Source organism: Bartonella melophagi K-2C, assembly GCF_000278255.1.
Taxonomy (GTDB): domain Bacteria; phylum Pseudomonadota; class Alphaproteobacteria; order Rhizobiales; family Rhizobiaceae; genus Bartonella; species Bartonella melophagi.
The window spans coordinates 39,341-59,598 of record NZ_JH725083.1 but is presented as its reverse complement, the minus strand read 5'-3'; the positions used below and the strand labels follow the sequence as shown (position 1 = coordinate 59,598).

Genomic DNA, 20,258 nt, shown 5'->3' with positions numbered 1-20,258 from the left:
TTTATTTTAAAAAATCTAATCCCATTTCCTGGTAGCGCTCTGGATTAGTGCTCCAATTATCACGCACTTTCACAAAAAGAAAAAGGTGAACCTTTTGTTCTATGATTTCCGTTAATTCCTTACGCGCTGCTTGACCAATCGCTTTAATTGTATCACCTCCCGCTCCTAAAACAATTTTTTTCTGACTATCACGCTCTACATAGATAACCTGATTAATTTTAACTGATCCATCTGGACGTTCCTCCCAATTTTCTGTTTCAACTGTAGAGGAATAAGGAATTTCTTCATGGAGACGAAGAAAAAGTTTTTCACGCGTAATTTCAGCAGCAAGTTGACGCATAGGCATATCCGAAACTTGATCTTCTGAATAGTACCATGGCCCCTCTTGCATCATTGTACTTAGATAATGAAGTAAATCCTTACAACCCGAACCATTTAAAGCTGAAATCATAAATGTCTGCAAAAACTTCATTCGTTCATTAATTTTAGCGGTTAATGCTAAAAGAGATGTTCTTGCAACTGTATCAATCTTATTAAGGACAAGAATTTTATCCTGTTTAATATTTTCTAGAACATTCAACATTGCATCAACTTCGTCCGAAAGACCCTTTTGAACATCAATTAAAATTAACAGGATATCAGCACCTCTAGCACCGCTCCAAGCAGTAGAAACCATAGCGTGCTCTAATCGCTTATGAGGACGAAAAACACCTGGAGTATCAATGAGAATAATTTGAGTATTCTCATAAATGACAATACCACGTACCAAAGTTCGTGTTGTTTGCACCTTATGGGTTACAATTGAAACTTTTGTTCCAACCAACTGATTAACTAATGTCGATTTACCAGCATTGGGCATCCCAATGAGCGCAACAAAACCACAGCGTGTTTTAATAACATCATTCATGATCACTTTTCTCTATTGATTGCCATACACCTTCACGTCGTAAAATTTTTTCAGCAGCTACTCTTTCAGCATGTCGTTTAGAACTGCCTTGCCCAATCTCAGGTGCAAAACCAAAAACTTTTACTTCAACCATAAAAATGGGATCATGATCTGGTCCATAGCGCTTCACAACCCGATATTGCGGCTGCGCACCATCTTGTGTATGAGCCCATTCTTGTAACTCTGTTTTGGCATCACGCCTACCAGCATCCATCTTCCTTGCACGATCTTGCCAATATTTTCGGATGAAAGGCCGTACACACACCAACTCCCCATCAAGGTACATTACAGCAATTAACGCTTCAATGACATCAGCATACATATTAGCTACCCGGCGATTCTCTAAGTTTTTCATTTCAAAACCAACATGAATCATATCAGGCAAACCCATTTCTAGTGCAATATCAGCACATGTTTGCGTATTCACTAAGCCATTTAAACGTACCGATAATTCACCTTCACTAGCGTGTGGAAAAAATTGATACAACATTTCTGCAACCAAAAGCCCAAGAACGCGATCACCTAGAAATTCCAACCGTTCATAATTGCCTTCCACTAACCCTTGAACACTAGAATGTGTCAATGCTCTTTTTAATCTATCTTCATTCTTAAAGCGATGCCCCGTCAGCTTTTCAAGCTGATCAATGATGTGACGCTTCATCATTAGACCCTACTTAGTCAGTGAAAAATAGTGAATAGTGTTAACAAAAGAAAACAAACGTGCCCAGCGCACATCAAATGGCCAGCGCCAAATCTGCCATGCACTTGAACCATTACTTATAGAGAAAAAGATTAAATTTGCTCGACCAATAAGATTTTCTTCTGGAACATAACCTACACCCAAACGGCTATCATCTGAATTATGACGGTTATCACCCATCATAAAATAATGCCCTGGAGGAACCTCAAAAACTTTTGTATTATCGACCTGCGGGGAAAAACCTAAATCAAGTGTATTGTAACTTACACCATTAGACATTGTCTCACGATAAACATCCACAGGGCGGTTGAGCTCTGTTACGTCAGGATCATCAATCTGCCCCATTAATTGGCGTGAAACAGCTTTATCATTAATATAAAGAACGCCTTGACGAACCTGAACATAATCACCCGGTAACCCAACGACGCGTTTAATATAATCAACACTTGGATTGCTAGGTAAACGAAATACTACAACATCCCCTCGTTTAGGTTGAGATGCCCAAATACGTCCTGAAAAAATAGGAGGAGAAAAAGGAATGGAAAAACGAGAATATCCATATGCATATTTGGAAACAAAAAGATAATCCCCTACAAGTAAAGTAGGACGCATAGAACCAGAAGGAATTGTAAAGGGTTGAAAAAAAAGCGTGCGAATAAGAACAGCCAAAAATAGAGCCTGAATGAGAACAGAAATCAATTCAAAGACTCCACCTTTCTCTTTCTTTTTTTGTACTTTTTCTTTTTGACTCATCATACACTGCCTTCTTATTACAAATAAAATTCATTTTTCATCATAATGCTCAAATAACAAAAGCACAATCTCTTCCACTGCCTATCCACTTGGAAGTGCTTCTATAATAACAACCGCCTGCGCCCAAGGAAAATCATCTGTTATACTGAGATGAATGAAAGCGTTATGGTGAGGAGGTAATAACTTTTGTAATTGCAGCTGCGCGCAATTTGTTAATTGCATAGTCGGTTTTCCCGACGGTAAATTAACTACCTCCATGTCTTTCCAGCTAACATCACAGGCGATACCTGTCCCTAAAGCTTTAGCACATGCCTCTTTAGCGGCAAATCTTTTAGCATAAGAAAAAGAACTTTTTTGGACATTTTCAGATTTGGCCTGTTCAACATCTGTAAAAATGCGTTGGATAAAATAGTCACCATAACGAACCAGCATTTTCTCAATTCGCCTTATATCAACTATATCACTGCCAAGACCTATAATCATAAAACATTACCTGAATTTTCTTGCCGCAAATGCACTCTTTGCATCATCTTCTGATACCTTTTTTGCTGGACACGACCTATTGCCTTGTAAACACCTACATAAGACAAACCTCCAAAGATAAAACCTAAAAGAATACCGCCCAAAATCATTGGTAGCATAATAGAATCCCATGTATTCCCAAAAATTATCCATACCTTTGAAAACGTCAAGTTACTAAATATAGTGCGAATTTGGGAAAGAGAAATTTTACCCACATTTCCAAAAAGTGATAAAAGTAGATAGCCTATCTTATAATCAATCATAACAATAGGCAAAAATGTTAGCGGATTTGAAAAAACAGTCCCAATAATTGCTGCAGTAAAATTACCGCGCAAAATCCAAGAAAAAAATAGTGCCAAAATAATATGTAATCCAAAAAAGGGTGAGCAAGCTGAAAAAATGCCAATAGCTAACCCCAACGCTACTTTATGTGGCGTTTCCGATATGCGCAAAATACGCTTGCGCATATAACAAAATGAGCGACGCGACCAAAACAAAAGCCGAATACGCTCTCCAAAATCTATTAATTTTCGATAATGAAAAAGCATAAGATACTCATACATATACTATTTGTACAAAACAATCTTTGTTATTCAAATTAATTTCAATGAAGTTTTTGCACAAAACAGAGCATATTTTAAAATGGTTAGATATTGCGACTTCCTGGCTTAATTGCAGGAAGGGAAGCAAACTCAGGAGGTAGTGCATCAGCAGCATAAGATGCCACTTCATATTCTGCAAGCGCAATTAACGGAACTCCAACATCAACTTTACCACCAGAACGATCAAGGATACATGCACTTGCCACAACATTAGCTTCTGCTTTAATTAAAGCTTCTATTGTCTCACGAATAGAAAGACCAGTTGTCACAATATCTTCGATAATTACAACTCTTGCTCCTTTTTCTATTTCAAAACGACGCAGTTGAAATATGCCATTTTCACGCTCTACCCAAATAGAAGGTACACCAAGGTGACGTGAAGTTTCATAAGAAGGAATAAGACCACCAATCGCAGGACCAACTACATAATCAATTTTTCCTTCAACACAGTCCCTAATTTTTTTGGCCAAACCACAGCATAGTTTTTCGGTTAGATCAGCATGCATGAATACTTTCGCCTTCTGCATATAAATAGCACTATGGCGACCTGATGTTAAAATAAAATGCCCTTCTAGAATCGCATCTGCCTGTTTAAAAATATCAATTACATCTTGTGTATTCATTGCAAAATCTCGTGTTTTTATCCGTGCACCCGACTCACTGCACTAACTGAGCCTGTTTCTTTTAACTGAGAAAGAATACGATTCAAGTGTTTTAGATCCCAAACCTCTAAATCAAGCACAATTTCCGTGAAATCTGAAGCCATACGGATCAAAGATAAATTTTGAATATTGGCATCATTTGCAAAAATAACCTGAGTTACTTTAGCCAAAGAGCCAGGACTATTAACAGCCCAAATATTTATCCGAGCAGGAAAACGTTCACTTATTTTGGTATCAATATCCCAGCATACATCAATCCACCGTTCTGGCTGATCATCATAAGCCATTAAAGCTGAAGACTGTATTGGATAAATAACAATACCCGCCCCCGGCTGCATAATACCAACAATTCGATCCCCTGGTACAGCTCCTTCAGGAGAAAATCGTACTGGAATGTCTCCACTAATTCCTCGAATAGGTAATGCTTTGTATTGATCTTTCTTTTCTGAAGTTCCTTCCTTTCCATTTTCAAGCATTTTAAAAACCATGCTTTGAGAGGTTTCAATATTAAACCGGCCCCTTTCCTCAGATTTAAAAAACGACTGATGCACTACATTGTGATTTTGATAATCTGGATAAATTGCTTTAACCACATCAACATAAGATAATTCACCACGCCCAACAGCTGTTAATACATCTTCCACATCCTTGCGTGCCAAACGCGGTAGAACTTGTTTAAGCATATCCTTTGAAAAAGGTTTTCCCACGCATTCAAACGAACGTTCAAGAATATTATAACCTAAACCTGAATATTGCTTACGCACTGCTGCACGTGTTGCTCGGCGAATTGCGGAACGTGCTTTCCCCGTTACAACAAAAGATTCCCACGCTACCGGCGGAACTTGAGCTTGTGAACGTATAATATCAACCTCATCACCATTTTTTAATTTGGTCATTAAAGGCATAATACGACCATTGATTTTTACCCCCACACAAGAATCACCAATATCGGTATGAACTGCATAAGCAAAATCAATAGGTGTAGCACCTTTTGGAAAGGCAATTAGCCGCCCTTTTGGTGTAAAGCAGAAAACCTGATCTTGAAAAAGTTCAAGCTTTGTATGCTCTAAAAACTCTTCCGGATTATCTCCATCTGATAAAGATTGAATTGTTTGACGCAACAACGCATAAGCATTGGTCTCTCTCGACAATTTCGAGACTGAATAATTAGAACCATAATCTTTATAAATGGAATGTGCTGCAACACCATATTCAGCAATTGTATTCATTGCATTGGTCCTAATTTGCAATTCAACACGCTGCCTTGAAGGCCCCACAATTGTCGTATGAATTGAACGATACTCATTTTGTTTAGGTATAGAAATGTAATCTTTAAAACGACCAGGTACCATTGGCCATGTAGTATGGATAATACCAAGAGCACGATAACAATCATCCACTGTTTCAACAATCACACGAAATCCAAAAATATCAGACAATTGCTCAAAAGATAATGCCTTGCTTTCCATTTTGCGAAAAATTGAATAAGATTTTTTCCGACGGCTTTTAACATCAACTTTAATACCATGCTGAGAAAAAAGTCTTGTCAATTCGTTTTCGATTGTGGAAAGTAAATCCTGATTACACTTCGATAATTCAGAAATTCTGTCAGTAATAATACGGTAACCTTCTGGATTTAAATAAAAGAAAGAAAGATCTTCTAATTCTTCGCGCATATCCTGCATACCCATACGGCCAGCAAGCGGTGCATAAATATCCATCGTTTCCTCAGCAATCCACCGACGTTTATCATCACGCATAACACCAAGAGTGCGCATATTATGAAGACGATCTGCAAGTTTAACTAAAAGAATACGGACATCATCAGAAATAGCAATAAGAAGCTTACGAAGATTTTCTGCCTGTACGGCCTTTTTCGAGACAAAATCAAGCTTATTGAGCTTTGTTAGCCCTTCAACTAACTTACCAATTTCAGATCCAAAAAGCTGATCAATTTCTGTTCGTGTAGCGCTTGTATCTTCAATTGTATCATGCAAAAGAGCAACAGCAATTGTTGCTTCATCTAAACGCATATCCGTTAAAATAGTAGCAACTTCCAAAGGATGAGAAAAATAAAGATCACCCGAAGCACGCTTTTGATGTCCATGTTTCTCCATTGCATAAACGTAGGCTTTATTCAACAAAGCTTCATTTACATCAGGCTTATAACGTCGCACCCGCTCAATAAGCTCATGCTGACGCATCATGTAGGCATATCCTCAGAAATTTCATAATTTAAATATTATTGAATATTCTATCAATGAAAGGTCTCAAAATAAAATATACACTCTTAAATAAAGTATATATAATACTCTCTCAATAAACTACAAAATTAATAATCGTCGTTTTTCTCGGGTACAACTAAACCTTCAATACCTGCTAAAAGCCCCTCTTCCGATATACAGTCAAATGAACATTTTTCCTCTTCCTGTGACGTACTAAAAGCATTTTCAGATTCACTTGAGTGAGAAATAAATTCATTAACCGTTTCCGGCTCATCCACTTCTACATGCTTTTGCAATGAATGAATAAGATCTTCTTTTAAATCTGCAGGTGATAAGGTTTCATCTGCTATTTCACGTAGAGCTACAACTGGATTTTTATCATTATCACGATCAACTGTAATCTGTGCACCTTGTGAAATCTGGCGCGCTCGATGCCCGGCTAAAAGCACCAATTCAAAACGATTATCAACTTTATCAATACAATCTTCGACCGTTACGCGGGCCATTTACGCCCCTTTCTTAAAGTTCAAAATCCAATATTTAATTTAGAATATATACAATAATCAAAACAAAAAACAAGAAAAACAATGCAAGCTTTAGCATTTTTTTTGCAGAAATTTCCTGATAACATAATTGTATAAAAAGAACACAATCAGCTAAGTTTAAATGACTAATAGCATTCTTTAAAAAATAAATGGAATGATATTAGTTTCAAATGCAACAATAACCCTCCCCATTAATAGAGTGAGTTTCTTTCAGATTCCAAAGCTTTAAAACTATATAATCATTCAAATTTCTTAAAAATCTTTTGAATTACAATGCTGTAATGTATTATTTATAATTGTATTAATCTAAAATAAAAGCTTTGAATTTATTTAACATTGTGCCAATCAATACTTTAGTCATCAAACAAATCATTAAGTTATTTACAAAAATAATATCTGCCGTATACCCAATAAAATAATTCAAAAATTTTTTATCAAGATGACGAATGCCTACAACCATGAATAGTCAATTAACAACATTTTGCCCAGAACCACCGCAAAATTGCAACTTATGCCCCCGTTTACATGACTTTATCTCCGGCTGGCGTATGAAAGAACCCCATTGGCACAATGCACCTGTGAGCCCATTCTTCCCCTCTAAAGGCGCTGCAACAACACGTCTTCTTATTGTCGGGCTTGCACCTGGGTTGCGTGGAGCAAACCGAACTGGACGCCCTTTCACTGGTGATTACGCTGGTCTACTGCTCTACTCTACTTTAAAAAAATTTGGTTTTGCTCAAGGAATTTTTGAAGAAAGACCTGATGATAGTCTTGAACTGATTGATGCAGCAATTGTTAACTCAGTTCGTTGTGTACCCCCAGAAAATAAACCTACCAGCACAGAAATTAATACTTGCCGATATTTTTTCGCACCTCTTTTAACAAATCTTCCTCAACTCAAAGCCGTTATTACCCTTGGCGCCATTGCTCATCATTCAACTATACGTGCTTTAAATGCAAAAGTCCCAGAATACCCTTTCGGTCACGGAGTAATAAACAATATTGGTAGATTACGCATCTTCTCAAGCTATCACTGTTCCCGCTATAATACTAATACCAACCGTTTGACAGATGCTATGTTTCATCAAATCTTTCAAACAGCGAAAACATATTTAGATCAATGCTGAAATTCCTTTAGTATTATTATAAAAAAGAAAATACAAACCAACAAAACTATCCGTACTTCTTCAACAATCTTGCTTTTTCACGTCCCCAATCACGTTTTTTTTCTGTTTCACGTTTATCATGAAGTTTTTTACCCCGCGCTATGGCAATTTCTAACTTCACACACCCTTTTTCATTAAAATAAAGTTGAAGTGGAACAATGGTCATCCCTTCACGAGAAACTGCATTAAAAAAACGTGCCATTTCGCGCTTTGAAAGTAATAACTTACGTAAACGACGTGGTTCATGATTAAAACGATTAGCTTGTGTATATTCAGGAATATAGGCATTAATCAACCATAACTCTTCATTTTCAAAGCTAGCATAACTTTCAGAAATATTAGCATTATTGGAACGTAAAGATTTAACTTCAGTTCCATGAAGCACAAGCCCAGCTTCAAGATTATCCAAAATTTCAAAATTAAAACGAGCTTTACGATTATGAGCAATTACTGTACGCGCTAGTGCATTTTTTTTTCTGTTCATGGTTATTTCAATACCACCTTATTCTTGAATGAGGCCTGCATGTTGTAAAGCTGCATCGATAATTTTTTTTGTAGTATCTTCTAATGGAACAATCGGTAAACGAACAGTATCACGACAAAGCCCTAATTTTGCAGCAGCATATTTAATACCTGCTGGATTTGGTTCAATAAACACTCCATAATTTAGAGGCATTAAACGATCATTTAATTCTAATGCCATTTTATAATCACCACGACGACAAGCAGCTTGAAGTTGTGCACAAAGTTTTGGAGCAACATTGGATGAAACTGAAATACATCCCACGCCACCATGTGCATTAAAACCTAATGCTGTACTATCATCACCGGAAAGCTGCACAAAATCCTTACCACACTCTTTGCGTTGTTGACTTACCCGTTCAATGTCTCCTGTCGCATCCTTGACACCAATAATATTGTTAAAATCCTGATATAGATTTTTCATGGTTTCTACAGTCATATCAACAATAGAACGCCCAGGAATATTATAAATTACAATCGGAATAGAAACAACTTTCGCAATAGCTGCAAAGTGAGCGTATAACCCTCTTTGATTAGGTTTATTATAATAAGGGGTTACAACCAAAACTGCATCAGCACCTGCTTTTTCTGCGTGTTGGGCAAGTTCCACCGCCTCATCTGTACTATTTGACCCTGCCCCTGCAACAACAGGAATACGCTTAGCAACCTGCTCAATACATAACTCTATAACTCGCTTATGTTCTTCATGGCTTAAAGTTGGTGACTCACCCGTTGTTCCAACAGGGATTAAACCATTAATACCCTGTATAACTTGCCATTCAACAAAATTGCAAAACGCTTTTTCATCAACATCACCATTTTCATCAAATGGTGTGATAAGTGCAGTCAACGCTCCCTCGAGCATGATGAACTCCTCGCAATTTAAGTTTTACTTAAAAACAATTGTCTTTTAAACTACTCATTATAGAACATAATCTTGCTCTATTCTTGAAACAAGAAGAATTCCATAAATGCTTTCACAACGTTAATATATTATTTTTTCAATTTAGAATATTTCTTTAAAATACTATAATCCGTTAACGTGTCTTTCACGCCTTTTGGTTTAAAGTGTATAAAATGCTTAAAAAAGTAAAATCTTAAGATTTTTCGATGCGTGTATTTTCTGTCCATTTTTTCATGCCAATTCTTATTACACTAATATTGGTAATTTTGTGCTCAAATGCGTTTTCTCAAACAGTTTTGCCACCGAAAAAATTACCAATCCCTTTAGCTCGACCTTACCCATTTGCAATAACAGAAAAACCTAAGAACCAATTTAAATCAACCGACAATACAGTTAACAACAACCTTACGACTAACGATATCATTTCAGTCAATCAACTTAAATTAGGTTTAGATGCCCTTTCAAACAAAAATATTGTAAAAACGATAGCTCTTCGTAACACAATGGCGAAAAATAGCCTTGACCGCCATATTTTAACATGGGCAATCAACACATCAAATCATACTGACATACCCAGTTCTGAACTATTTAATGCAATTAATGAATTAAAAGGGTGGCCTGGCATATCCATTATGAAACGTAATGCTGAACGTGCTTTTATCAATGAAACTAATTCTTCACAAATAATCATTCAAAAATTTGCACACACACATCCCCTTACCGTACAAGGTATGGCTGCACTTGCTAAAGCGCTTATAGCAACTGGGAAAACCACCCGTGCACGACAAATTATTGCACCATGGTGGTATAAAGCACAACTTAGTGCAAAAGAAGAAGAGCTCATCCTTAAAAACGCAAGCGCTGCACTAAAACCTGTTGACCATCTAAAACGCATGCAGATTATGCTGTATAAAAACCGTATTGATTCAGCTGAGCGAATCGCAACGCTAGCCCGTGCCCAATCTCTTTTTAACGCCTTTGCTGCAGTTACAAACAATGACCCTAGAGCTGCACAAAAATTACAAGCTGTTGATCGATCTTGGAGACAAGATCCTCTCTTACAATTTACTCATATTCGCTATCTTAGACGAACTGGACAATACAGTGCTGCTGCAACACTTATGATGAAAGCACCCCGAGATGCAGCAAGTCTTATTAACCCTGATGCATGGTGGACAGAACGGCGCACTATTTCCCGCGAAATGCTCGACTTAAATAAACCTAAAATTGCCTATCAACTGGTTGCAACTTACACCGGTTTAACACCTTTATCTGCAGCTGATGCTGAATTTCATGCAGGATGGTATGCACTGAGATTTCTTCATGATCCTAAATTGGCAATGCGCCATTTTACACGTATTCCTCAGTTATCTCCTCATCATTCTTTAAAATCCCGCGGTTATTATTGGATGGGACGAACAGCAGAAATCTTAGGTGATCATGAAAATGCTCGGCATTATTTTCATCGTGCTGCCCGTTTTAATATAACTTATTATGGTCAATTAGCAGCTTCACGACTTAATCAAAAAAAGCTTAGCATTACCTTCCCTAAACCAACAACTGCCGAACGGCAACATTTTAGCACACGAAAAGCTGTAAAAATTATTCAACGACTTGAAGCTGCCGAGTATGCTAATCTTGCTAACATTTTTTATACAGAACTTAGTAAAGAAATAGAGAGCCCTGGAGAATTAGCCCTTCTGGCCGTTATGGCAGAAAAAAAGGGCAACTATCATACCAGTCTTAAAATAGGTAAAACTGCTGTTTTTCAAGGTAAAAATGTTGGTGCACTATCCCACCCTATCGGTGCCATTCCACCCTCTGCTAACATTTCTGCAACAGAAAAAGCTCTCGTCTATGCTATTGCACGCCAAGAAAGCGAATTTAACCCAACAGCTACATCAAAAGCAGGAGCCCAAGGTATGCTTCAATTATTACCAACAACAGCAAAAGAACTTGCAGATAAATATTCGATTGCATGGTCACCGCAAAAGTTTAAAAACGATCCTAGTTATAATATTACATTAGGTGCTCATTTTCTAGGTGAACAGTTGGAACGTTTTAATGGATCTTATATATTAACTTTCATTGGGTATAATGCAGGGCCTCGTCGTGCAAATGAATGGATAGAACGTTATGGCGACCCTAGAGGACAATCTCTTGACAAAATTGTCGATTGGATCGAACGGATCCCTTATCCAGAAACACGTAACTATGTAATGCGCGTTATGGAAAATTATGTAGTTTATAAAACACGTTTTCATGGAACAACAGATATTAAAACGCACCTTGTTACTGGACACTAAAGATCATAAATTTAATTCATTTAAAAAAAATTTTTTGGCTATTATTTATTTCATAAATTACAGTGTCATACTAATTTTTAAAATATACACCATAAAAGCTGATTCAAAAGCCTAATATAACAAAATCTATCCGTTTTGAATGAATATCAATGCACTTTAATCTAATCTTTTTTGTAAAAGATATGTTCTGTTCACGGATAAAACTGTGTAAAATCAGTTAAATATTAAAGATATTCTAATAATTTTATTCTCTTTTGAAAGTGGTGGTGGAGGAAGAATACCAGCACGCTGAAGTGCTGCCATAGCTAATCGATCAAGTTCCTGATCGTTAGAAGAAAGTACAATACGGCTGGAAAAAATATTCCCCTGCTTGTGCACCTTAAATTCTAATTGCACCATCCCTTTTGCATGAGTAGTACGGTGCCTCATAACATAATTTTTTTGCCTTTCTAATTGTGCTTGTACCTTTGCCAACCACTGCATAGATAATGCATCATCAAGCTTCGTATAATTATCCTCACTAACCGCAAACGAGTGTACTGATTTTGCATCACTTTGTTTTGCTGCAATTTTTGACACTGATAATGCTTTTTTGACAAGCGCTTTATGTTCCATTTTAGAAGTCTGAGATTTTTTCAAAGCTTTTTCTATTATAAAATCATTTTTTTCTATAACAGGTTGGAGTTCTTGCGAGGATTGCATCTTTTCTGAAAATTGAGATTCCATCGATTGAACCTCATTGAGTGCTAGCTCTGATATCTTCTGTTCTTGCTCTAAAACACTAGACTGCAATATTTCCAAATCCGTATTAGTATTAATATTAGGGTGTGAAATTTCTTGTGCAAAAGTCAGCATAATCGCCGGTGGAAATACACTATCGCTCACATTAACATTTTGAAAATAAAACTGTACCCCTAATGCAGCATGTAAAGAAAGAGCGCTCATAAACGCCCCTATCCAAAGGATTGATAACCGCCTAGTATTTGCAAAATTCATAATCTCCATCCGTTATAGTATTCTACATTAATTAGCACTAAATTGTATTAAAACTGATCTTTTTCAAATTACAACTTTTTTTCTTGACTCTTTTTGTCATGTTTAATATATTGTTTTTATTTCGTATTGGGGTCATTATTACTTGGTTAACTAATTTTTGTGGTTGGGGAACGTGGTTTTGTGATGTGAAATATTTTAAAATTACGGGGCATTTTAAGAGAAATTAAAAAAAATTAATGGTGTCTCATGCAAATAAAACCAAAAAGTATTTATAAAAGTTGTATAGCTTTAAGCATATTATCAATCTGGGTACCTTCTCTCGTTTTTGCACAAAACAGCGATCCGAGTTTCATAATTGAGCTCAATCCAATTGTGATTGAAAAAAGAAAAACAGTAAATCTTCTGGATGCAGTAACAGTTTTAACCAACCGTGAAACTGCTCGAGATATTGAACAAAAACAAATAAATGATGTTCACGATATTGAGCGTCTTAATCCAGCTATAACCTACAATTCAAATAATGATAGTTTTGTAGTTCGTGGTTTAAGTGCCAATCGTGTTCTCGTGACAATGGATGGCATTCCTCTTCCGTGGCTTAATGATGAAGTACGTGGTGTTAAGGGTGGGAGTTCAATGTTTGATCTTAATGCCCTTTCTGCACTTGATATCATTCGAGGATCAGATTCTAGCCGTTATGGCTCTGGAGCGCTAAGTGGAGTTGTTGCTTTACGTACTCTTGATCCTGAAGATCTTCTCACAGAAGAAAAAAATTGGGGTAGCCTTACGAAAGGCAGTTATAATTCTGCTGATAGTAGCTGGCATATAGATGAAGCTTTTGCTCTACGAGCGCACCGAACATTTTTACTTTTTCAAGGATCTCGTGTAGGAGGTCATGAACGTAAAAATATGGGAACTGTAGATACTTACGGAAGTAAGCGTACACGTGCAAATCCTGCTGATTTTGATCAAAATAATCTGCTTTTTAAAATACATCAATATTTTAATAGCGATCATAAAGTTGGTTTTACAGCGGAGCGTTTTTCTTATAATAAAGACATTCATTCATTGAATGCTTCCTCTACAACATATTTTCCAGGCTCAGTTTATGAAGAGAATAATAAATATCGTGAGCGTTTTTCGACTTTCTACGATTATAGTGGTAATGGAGATGCTGTTTTTGATGCATTTCATGGGCAACTTTATTGGCAGAAACTATTGACTAACCAGATTTTAAAAGGATATCGTATCACAGCACCAAAAGGGGAGTATTTAAGAGATAACCTTATACGTAATGTTAATTATGGCTTTAATGCCAATAGTCTCAAAAAGATTGATGTAGGTGCCGTCAGTCATACACTGAAATTTTCTACTGGCATCTTTGAGTCTAAATTTCATCAATATGCGTCTGGTCAAGATAATTGTCCCTTGACAGGGAATGCGCCTGGATGTGCTTTTCTACATACCAATCAATCTGATTCACCGGATACTCATAGCCGTGGCTTTAGTTTAGCTTTTGAAAATGAAATTGGTTTTTCTGATAATCAAGTTCGCATTATACCTGGAATCCGCTATGACTGGTATAAACACGTCCCGCAAAAAACGCCTTCTTATAAAGGAACAGTCATTTCTAAAGAACTGCCTAAAACAAATAGCAGTTCACGTCTTTCTCCCAAATTACGTGTAGAATTGGATGTTAATAATCAAATGACGTTTTATAGCCAATGGGCGCAAGCTTTCCGTGCACCAAGTGTTACAGAACTCTATCTCACCTATATCAATCCTTCTTTTTATTATACGGCTGGCAATCCCAATCTTAAGCCAGAAATCAGTAATGGGTATGATATCGGTATAAAATACGGAGATGTAAATTTTGATGGTTCTATCAGCGTCTTCACTAATCAATATAAAAACTTTATTGATCTTATAGATAAAGGGCCATCACAAGATTTTTTGTTGGCGCGTAAACATTATATAAATCGTGCTCATGTCCGTATCTCTGGTGTTGAAGCAAAAACATATTTAGCTCTTAATGAAAATTTTCATAGTAACTTTTCCTTTACATACGCACAAGGAAAAGATCTTGATAAAAATGAATATCTCAATTCAATCCCAGCTTTAAAAGCTGTTATAGGGTTTGGATATGCACAAGAAACTTGGGGAGCTGATATTATGCTCACTTTAGCTGCTAAACGTGATAAAGTAGAAAAGAATTCTGATTATGCAAAAACTCCAAGCTATAATTTAGTTGATGTGTTGGGTTGGTGGGAACCTTTTGGTGAAAAAGGTCCTATTATAAGAGTTGGTGTTTATAATCTTTTCAATAAAAAATATTGGAATGCAACTGATCTTCCTTCTTCTTCACCTAGGGGTGTAGCACCACTATCTAAAGATTATTTCAGTCAACCAGGTCGTAACTTTAAGATATCGCTTGTGCAAAAATTTTAACTATTTTTATTAGTAATTTTAAAAACCATATTAAAAAGGAGAAGTATTGCGTTTTAGTTTCTATTTTCCTTTAATGTTTTTAGTTTACCAAGTTTTGGTTGTTCTATTATCGATAATGAAGATTTGTTTGATGGTAAGCTGAACTATTGTAAAGCTATAGTTCAGCTTATCGTTTTAAGATTATAAAATTAAATAACTCAAGGAAAATTTATGTCCTATACAGCTGAAGAAATTATTAGACTACGAGAAAAAAAAGAAATGCGTAATCGTGATTTTGCTATTTCGATTGGCATATCTGAAGCAGAGCTTATTGCTGCTTATTGTACTACCGAAAAAGCAAAAAAATTAAATGCTGATGTGACTACTCTCCTTAAAAATGCTCCCAAAATTGGAACAGTTATGGCACTAACACGTAATGAATATGCTGTTCATGAAAAAACAGGATGTTTTGAAAAAATTGTACAAAACCAACATGTTCCTATAACACTTGGTGAAATTGATTTGCGTATCTTTCCAAAACAATGGAAATTCGGCTTTGAATATGAAATGCTTGTTTCTGGAAAACCCACTAAAAGTCTGCAATTTTTTGATCAATACGGTGTTGCTATCTTAAAAATCTATTCTAAAGATACAACAAATATGGAAGAGTGGAATATACTTATTGAAAAACTGCTTAGTAAAGACCAGTTATCTAATCTTGAAATTCAACCTTCTCCTACCCCCGCACAACGTGATACAGCAGATATAAATGTTGAAAAATTCCGCGATCATTGGCTACAAATTACTGATGTACATCAGCTCCATGAAATTATTTCAGAATTTAAAATCAATCGACATGATGCTGTAAAACATGCTGGTAATGAATTTACTGATGAATTAAGCGCAGAATCTCTTGAAATGATGCTAAACAAAATCGCACAACAAAAAATACCAATTATGTGTTTTGTTGGCAATAAAGGATGCATTCAAATTTTCAGTGGACAAATCAAAAATATTAAACAAATAGGCCCTTGGCTTAATATTCTTGATGAAAAATTTAACCTTCATATGCTCGTTTCTGGTATTGATAAAATATGGCGTGTTCGTAAACCTACTCGTGATGGTTATATCAGTTCACTAGAAGTTTTTGATAAAAATGATGAGATGATTGTTCAATTTTTTAGTCTAAGAAAAGAGGGTCAAAAAGAACGTGAGGATTGGCGTTCTTTATTGAATGGTTTGCCTCCTATACTAGAAAATAACAATTACTTAAAAAAGGTCAGGTAAGAAATGTCCACACTTCTTTTGCACAGATTGTCAAACCTTATTTTTATTTCCATTTTGTTTTATTTTACCTCTTTTTCTCACCAAGCAATCGCTGAACTTACAACCAGTTTTCCTAAAAATGCACGAATTGTTTCTATTGGTGGATCTCTCACAGAAATTGTCTATGCATTAGGAGCCAAAGATCAGCTCGTTGCTCGCGACAGTACGAGTATATACCCCCAAGAAGCACTCAAACTTCCTGAGCTTGGATATATGCGAGCCCTTTCGCCCGAAGGAGTTTTATCGCTCACCCCAGAAGGTATATTGCTGATTGAAGGAAGTGGCCCTCCCTTAACAATTGACATTCTCAAAAAAACGTCAATACCGTTAGTGATTGTGCCAGAAAATTTTTCTCGTAAAAACGTAATAGAAAAAATTCACCTTGTTGGCAAAGCACTTCACCGAGAAACACAGGCAGCTGCATTAATTAAAAGGATAAATCGTAGCTTCATGGATAATGATATGCTTTTAGCAAAAGTAACTAAACCAAAACGCGTTCTTGTTATTTTTTCAATGCAAAATGGGCGTATCATGGTATCTGGAACAAATACAGCTGCCGATGGTATGATAAAGCTCTCAGGTGGTATTAACGCCATTTCTAGTTATAAAGGATATAAACCTTTAAATAATGAAGCCTTATTAAAATCAAATCCCGATGTTATCTTGTTGATGACGCATCCTAAAAATTCATCTCAAATTGATCAGATTTTAGCTATACCAGCAATTCAAGCTACACCCGCAGCACAAAATCACACTATTAAACAAATAGATGCTATGTATTTTTTAAGTTTTGGTCCGCGTACTGCAGAAGCATCAAAAGAACTGATTAATATGCTTTATAGTGAGAATTAAAATGGTAAGAGCTAATAAAAATGATCAAGAGCATCTCCACAGCACAAGCATCTGAAACAAAAGAAGAAAGCTGTGCAATTCGAGGAAAAATTGCATTATTAAGTTTAATAATATTTCTTATTTTTAGCATTCTAATAGGGCTATTAAACGGTGCGTCAAACGTTTCTTTTATTAATCTTATTCATGCGATTCTTACGCAAGATTTTTCAGTAAGCAGTAAAACCAGTGATTATCTTGTACTTATTGACATAAGACTTCCTCGTATTATCTTGGGTTTATTAGTTGGTTCAGCTTTAGCTGTTTCTGGTGTTCTCATGCAGGGAATTTTCCGCAATCCCCTCGCTGATCCTGGAATTGTAGGTGTGTCAGCAGGTGCAAGTCTTGGCGCTGTTTTAGCAATTGTTGTCGGTGTTACTTTCCCTCCCTTATTTTCACCTTTTCTGGAATCTTATAAAGTTATTATAAGTGCTTTCTTGGGCGGACTTTTATCAACAATTATTCTCTATGTAATAGCAACACGTCATAATTGTACTTCTATTGCAACAATGCTTCTTGCTGGAATCGCTCTCAGCGCTTTAAATAGTGCTATTGTTGGAGCTTTAATCTTTACCGCAAACGACCAACAATTGCGTGATATTACTTTTTGGAACCTTGGATCTCTTGCGGGTGCAACATGGTTAAAAGTTGGGTTTATTTTACCTTTTGTTGGAATTGGTCTCTTTTTTTCTCCATTTTTGTCACGCGCACTGAATGCTTTGTCTCTTGGAGAAGCTGTTGCCAGTCATATTGGTTTTCATATTCAAAAAGTTAAAAATATTTCTATTCTACTTGTTGCTCTTATGTGCGGTGGTGCAGTTGCTGTCAGCGGTGGCATTAGTTTTATTGGCATTGTAGTCCCACATATTTTACGCCTGCTTATTGGGCCTGATCATCGCTATCTTATTCCCTGTTCTACTTTTTTAGGAGCAGCTCTGCTTATTTCTGCTGATACATTTGCGCGCTTTATTATTGCCCCCGCAGAATTACCAATCGGAATTGTTACAGCACTCTTCGGAGCACCCTTTTTTCTTTGGATTCTCATATATCAACGGGGGATAAATGTTTTATGATTGAGGCAATTAATCTTTGCATTCAACGCAGAAAAATATACATTATCGATCACATTAATCTTCAAATTAAAAGTGGTACTTTCACTGTCATTATTGGTCCAAATGGATCTGGAAAAAGTACTTTCATTAAAGCATTGAGTGGAGAGATTTCCTACAGAGGAAAAATGACATTGAATGGTCATGACATTACCAAGACAAAAACTTGTAAAATGGCAATGATGCGTGCAGTTCTACCGCAATCAACAACACTAGCTTTTCCATTCTTAGTTCATGAAGTGGTAAAACTCGGCCTTTCTATTCACCAACGTAATATAACAAAAACAGAATTGAAAATTTTGCCTAAAAAAGCTCTAGAGCGTGTTGGTTTAGCTAACCATAGTGACCGATATTATCATGAATTATCAGGTGGAGAACAAGCTAGAGTACAACTTGCCCGTGTACTTTGCCAAGTATGGACACCTGTTTATAACAAAATCCCTCGTTGGCTAATATTAGATGAGCCTATTGCCAACCTTGATATCCAACATCAGCTCATTGTTATGAATATTGCTCAAAATTTTGCTCGTTGTGGTGGTGGTGTTCTCGCTGTCCTGCATGATCTTAATTTGGCTGCCTGCTATGCAGATAAAATGATATTGTTCAGTCAGGGAAAAATTTATTGTGAAGGAAACATTTCCTCCGTTTTAACAACGCAAAATTTGCGCGATGTTTATCACTGTCCTTTAAGCGTTTCTACATTACCTAAAGCAGATACCCCTTTTATATTACCACAGACAGCAACTTGCTTATAAACACGAAATAGTGTATTTTTCTGATATATTTTATTAAATGGAAAAATTAAAGCACAAATCCCATAATATATTGTTTTTTTTATATTTTAATGGCTTAAGCTTTATAATAAACTTAGAAATATAAAGCTTTCAACTTATCTTTAAAAAAAACACCACACTTGCTTTAAAAGAGTAATATTTTACAATAAAAATTGATAAAAATAAAAAAGAGCTAATCTCAAACAGCTATTTCGTCAATTTGGCATGGATAAGTTATAATATTTAAAGTCATCCCAATTAACACAAGGCCTTTATTATTGGAAAAGGCACAAAAGTGATTATGCAAAACTTTTGTAAATTATTTTATAAAGCCTACCTTAAGCAAATATCAAAAATCAGCATATGAGATGACGAAAATGAATAATACTGCGTAAACTAATGCAAAAGCTACCATTTCACAAATGAAAGCACTTTTTGGCTAAATTGAGAATATTATGGCAATCACTTCATCTAAACCTAAGGTAACTGGTGGAAAACAATTTACAATAGAAGTAATCAAAAAATCTCAAAAAGACTAGGATAGCAACAAATAAGTTAACAGAATCAAAAATCCCTAGCTTCTATATAACTCTTTGATTTTATTAGAATCTGGCGGAGAGGAAGAGATTCGAACTCTCGAGAGCCTTTTGAGCCCTACTCCCTTAGCAGGGGAGCGCCTTCGACCACTCGGCCACCTCTCCAAGAGCGGTGCATAAACGGTATCGACAAAAAGTTCAAGATATTTTCGATTTTTTTAAAAAAATCTAAAATTTTGTTTTTTTCTGCATCTTATTTAAAACGAAAAATTAACAAATAAACACTCAGGAGACATATTGTAACATTTTTGTCACAATAACCTAAATAATACATGGATAACTTTTAATAAAAC

General features: G+C 36.0%; 18 protein-coding genes and 1 tRNA gene. 7 read left to right on the top strand and 12 right to left on the bottom strand.

From position 1 onward, the window contains the following. Position 1 precedes the first annotated feature (1 nt). The 8 genes from era to rpoZ all read right to left on the bottom strand — a co-directional run bounded on the left by era (position 2) and on the right by rpoZ (position 6,916). On the bottom strand, positions 2 to 907 hold the full coding sequence (gene era / locus ME3_RS04305) for a GTPase Era (protein ID WP_007477451.1): 906 nt from the start codon (positions 905 to 907) through the stop codon (positions 2 to 4). Further along, positions 900 to 1,607 carry a ribonuclease III gene (gene rnc / locus ME3_RS04300; RefSeq protein WP_039952587.1) on the bottom strand — a complete coding sequence of 236 codons (708 nt, stop codon included), beginning with the start codon at positions 1,605 to 1,607 and terminating at the stop codon, positions 900 to 902. Before rnc ends, era begins: the two co-directional genes overlap by 8 nt. A gap of 9 nt (positions 1,608 to 1,616) precedes the next feature. Then, positions 1,617 to 2,399 (bottom strand): signal peptidase I, encoded by a 783-nt coding sequence (lepB, locus tag ME3_RS04295; protein WP_039952627.1) that lies wholly within the window; start codon positions 2,397 to 2,399, stop codon positions 1,617 to 1,619. 81 nt (positions 2,400 to 2,480) lie between these two features. Next, complete coding sequence (gene acpS / locus ME3_RS04290; RefSeq protein ID WP_007477446.1) at positions 2,481 to 2,882, bottom strand: holo-ACP synthase; 402 nt, start codon at positions 2,880 to 2,882, stop codon at positions 2,481 to 2,483. Further along, positions 2,879 to 3,469: a DUF2062 domain-containing protein gene (locus ME3_RS04285; RefSeq protein WP_007477444.1), complete on the bottom strand. Its 591-nt coding sequence runs from the start codon at positions 3,467 to 3,469 to the stop codon at positions 2,879 to 2,881. Before ME3_RS04285 ends, acpS begins: the two co-directional genes overlap by 4 nt. 98 nt (positions 3,470 to 3,567) lie before the next feature. Next, positions 3,568 to 4,146, bottom strand: a complete 579-nt coding sequence (gene pyrE, locus ME3_RS04280) for an orotate phosphoribosyltransferase (RefSeq protein ID WP_007477442.1) — start codon at positions 4,144 to 4,146, stop codon at positions 3,568 to 3,570. 17 nt (positions 4,147 to 4,163) lie between these two features. Next, positions 4,164 to 6,392: a RelA/SpoT family protein gene (locus ME3_RS04275; protein WP_007477440.1), complete on the bottom strand. Its 2,229-nt coding sequence runs from the start codon at positions 6,390 to 6,392 to the stop codon at positions 4,164 to 4,166. Between the two features lie 125 nt (positions 6,393 to 6,517). Next, a complete protein-coding gene (gene rpoZ, locus ME3_RS04270; protein WP_007477438.1) occupies positions 6,518 to 6,916 on the bottom strand; it encodes a DNA-directed RNA polymerase subunit omega in 399 nt (132 codons plus the stop codon). A 497-nt stretch (positions 6,917 to 7,413) separates the two neighbouring features. Between rpoZ and ME3_RS04265 the strand changes: the two genes are divergently transcribed. Continuing rightward, positions 7,414 to 8,082, top strand: coding sequence for a uracil-DNA glycosylase (locus tag ME3_RS04265; protein WP_039952586.1), 669 nt, complete (start codon positions 7,414 to 7,416; stop codon positions 8,080 to 8,082). 46 nt (positions 8,083 to 8,128) lie between these two features. Here ME3_RS04265 and smpB read toward each other — a convergent pair whose 3' ends face one another. Next, positions 8,129 to 8,605 (bottom strand): SsrA-binding protein SmpB, encoded by a 477-nt coding sequence (gene smpB / locus ME3_RS04260; protein ID WP_007477435.1) that lies wholly within the window; start codon positions 8,603 to 8,605, stop codon positions 8,129 to 8,131. A gap of 18 nt (positions 8,606 to 8,623) precedes the next feature. Further along, positions 8,624 to 9,508, bottom strand: a complete 885-nt coding sequence (gene dapA / locus ME3_RS04255) for a 4-hydroxy-tetrahydrodipicolinate synthase (protein WP_007477433.1) — start codon at positions 9,506 to 9,508, stop codon at positions 8,624 to 8,626. Positions 9,509 to 9,753: 245 nt separating this feature from the next. Here dapA and ME3_RS04250 point away from each other — a divergent pair, with 245 nt between their 5' ends. Next, positions 9,754 to 11,853 carry a lytic transglycosylase domain-containing protein gene (locus ME3_RS04250; protein ID WP_007477432.1) on the top strand — a complete coding sequence of 700 codons (2,100 nt, stop codon included), beginning with the start codon at positions 9,754 to 9,756 and terminating at the stop codon, positions 11,851 to 11,853. Between the two features lie 213 nt (positions 11,854 to 12,066). On the opposite strand, the gene ME3_RS04245 is transcribed toward ME3_RS04250, so the two are convergent. Continuing rightward, positions 12,067 to 12,849, bottom strand: a complete 783-nt coding sequence (locus tag ME3_RS04245; RefSeq protein ID WP_007477431.1) for an energy transducer TonB family protein — start codon at positions 12,847 to 12,849, stop codon at positions 12,067 to 12,069. A gap of 246 nt (positions 12,850 to 13,095) precedes the next feature. Between ME3_RS04245 and ME3_RS04240 the strand changes: the two genes are divergently transcribed. The 5 genes from ME3_RS04240 (at position 13,096) to ME3_RS04220 (ending at position 19,351) form a co-directional block, all read left to right on the top strand. Next, positions 13,096 to 15,294, top strand: coding sequence for a TonB-dependent hemoglobin/transferrin/lactoferrin family receptor (locus ME3_RS04240; RefSeq protein WP_007477430.1), 2,199 nt, complete (start codon positions 13,096 to 13,098; stop codon positions 15,292 to 15,294). Between the two features lie 210 nt (positions 15,295 to 15,504). Beyond that, a complete protein-coding gene (locus ME3_RS04235) occupies positions 15,505 to 16,560 on the top strand; it encodes a hemin-degrading factor (RefSeq protein WP_007477428.1) in 1,056 nt (351 codons plus the stop codon). A 3-nt stretch (positions 16,561 to 16,563) separates the two neighbouring features. Then, positions 16,564 to 17,451: a heme/hemin ABC transporter substrate-binding protein gene (locus tag ME3_RS04230; protein ID WP_007477426.1), complete on the top strand. Its 888-nt coding sequence runs from the start codon at positions 16,564 to 16,566 to the stop codon at positions 17,449 to 17,451. Between the two features lie 20 nt (positions 17,452 to 17,471). Beyond that, positions 17,472 to 18,560: a FecCD family ABC transporter permease gene (locus ME3_RS04225; protein ID WP_007477425.1), complete on the top strand. Its 1,089-nt coding sequence runs from the start codon at positions 17,472 to 17,474 to the stop codon at positions 18,558 to 18,560. Next, the gene (locus ME3_RS04220) at positions 18,557 to 19,351 is read left to right on the top strand and encodes a heme ABC transporter ATP-binding protein (RefSeq protein WP_007477424.1); all 795 of its coding nucleotides are present in this window, start codon (positions 18,557 to 18,559) and stop codon (positions 19,349 to 19,351) included. The genes ME3_RS04225 and ME3_RS04220 overlap by 4 nt, the downstream gene beginning before the upstream one ends. A gap of 628 nt (positions 19,352 to 19,979) precedes the next feature. Here the strand turns inward: ME3_RS04220 and ME3_RS04215 are convergent. After that, positions 19,980 to 20,070 (bottom strand) — tRNA-Ser (locus ME3_RS04215). Positions 20,071 to 20,258: the final 188 nt, after the last annotated feature.

What these genes read in the sequence shown, in the direction of transcription:
- era (WP_007477451.1), bottom strand. Translation starts at nt 907, where the DNA reads ATGAATGATGTTATTAAAACACGCTGTGGTTTTGTTGCGCTCATTGGG.
- rnc (WP_039952587.1), bottom strand. Translation starts at nt 1,607, where the DNA reads ATGAAGCGTCACATCATTGATCAGCTTGAAAAGCTGACGGGGCATCGC.
- lepB (WP_039952627.1), bottom strand. Translation starts at nt 2,399, where the DNA reads ATGAGTCAAAAAGAAAAAGTACAAAAAAAGAAAGAGAAAGGTGGAGTC.
- acpS (WP_007477446.1), bottom strand. Translation starts at nt 2,882, where the DNA reads ATGATTATAGGTCTTGGCAGTGATATAGTTGATATAAGGCGAATTGAG.
- ME3_RS04285 (WP_007477444.1), bottom strand. Translation starts at nt 3,469, where the DNA reads ATGCTTTTTCATTATCGAAAATTAATAGATTTTGGAGAGCGTATTCGG.
- pyrE (WP_007477442.1), bottom strand. Translation starts at nt 4,146, where the DNA reads ATGAATACACAAGATGTAATTGATATTTTTAAACAGGCAGATGCGATT.
- ME3_RS04275 (WP_007477440.1), bottom strand. Translation starts at nt 6,392, where the DNA reads ATGATGCGTCAGCATGAGCTTATTGAGCGGGTGCGACGTTATAAGCCT.
- rpoZ (WP_007477438.1), bottom strand. Translation starts at nt 6,916, where the DNA reads ATGGCCCGCGTAACGGTCGAAGATTGTATTGATAAAGTTGATAATCGT.
- ME3_RS04265 (WP_039952586.1), top strand. Translation starts at nt 7,414, where the DNA reads ATGAATAGTCAATTAACAACATTTTGCCCAGAACCACCGCAAAATTGC.
- smpB (WP_007477435.1), bottom strand. Translation starts at nt 8,605, where the DNA reads ATGAACAGAAAAAAAAATGCACTAGCGCGTACAGTAATTGCTCATAAT.
- dapA (WP_007477433.1), bottom strand. Translation starts at nt 9,508, where the DNA reads ATGCTCGAGGGAGCGTTGACTGCACTTATCACACCATTTGATGAAAAT.
- ME3_RS04250 (WP_007477432.1), top strand. Translation starts at nt 9,754, where the DNA reads ATGCGTGTATTTTCTGTCCATTTTTTCATGCCAATTCTTATTACACTA.
- ME3_RS04245 (WP_007477431.1), bottom strand. Translation starts at nt 12,849, where the DNA reads ATGAATTTTGCAAATACTAGGCGGTTATCAATCCTTTGGATAGGGGCG.
- ME3_RS04240 (WP_007477430.1), top strand. Translation starts at nt 13,096, where the DNA reads ATGCAAATAAAACCAAAAAGTATTTATAAAAGTTGTATAGCTTTAAGC.
- ME3_RS04235 (WP_007477428.1), top strand. Translation starts at nt 15,505, where the DNA reads ATGTCCTATACAGCTGAAGAAATTATTAGACTACGAGAAAAAAAAGAA.
- ME3_RS04230 (WP_007477426.1), top strand. Translation starts at nt 16,564, where the DNA reads ATGTCCACACTTCTTTTGCACAGATTGTCAAACCTTATTTTTATTTCC.
- ME3_RS04225 (WP_007477425.1), top strand. Translation starts at nt 17,472, where the DNA reads ATGATCAAGAGCATCTCCACAGCACAAGCATCTGAAACAAAAGAAGAA.
- ME3_RS04220 (WP_007477424.1), top strand. Translation starts at nt 18,557, where the DNA reads ATGATTGAGGCAATTAATCTTTGCATTCAACGCAGAAAAATATACATT.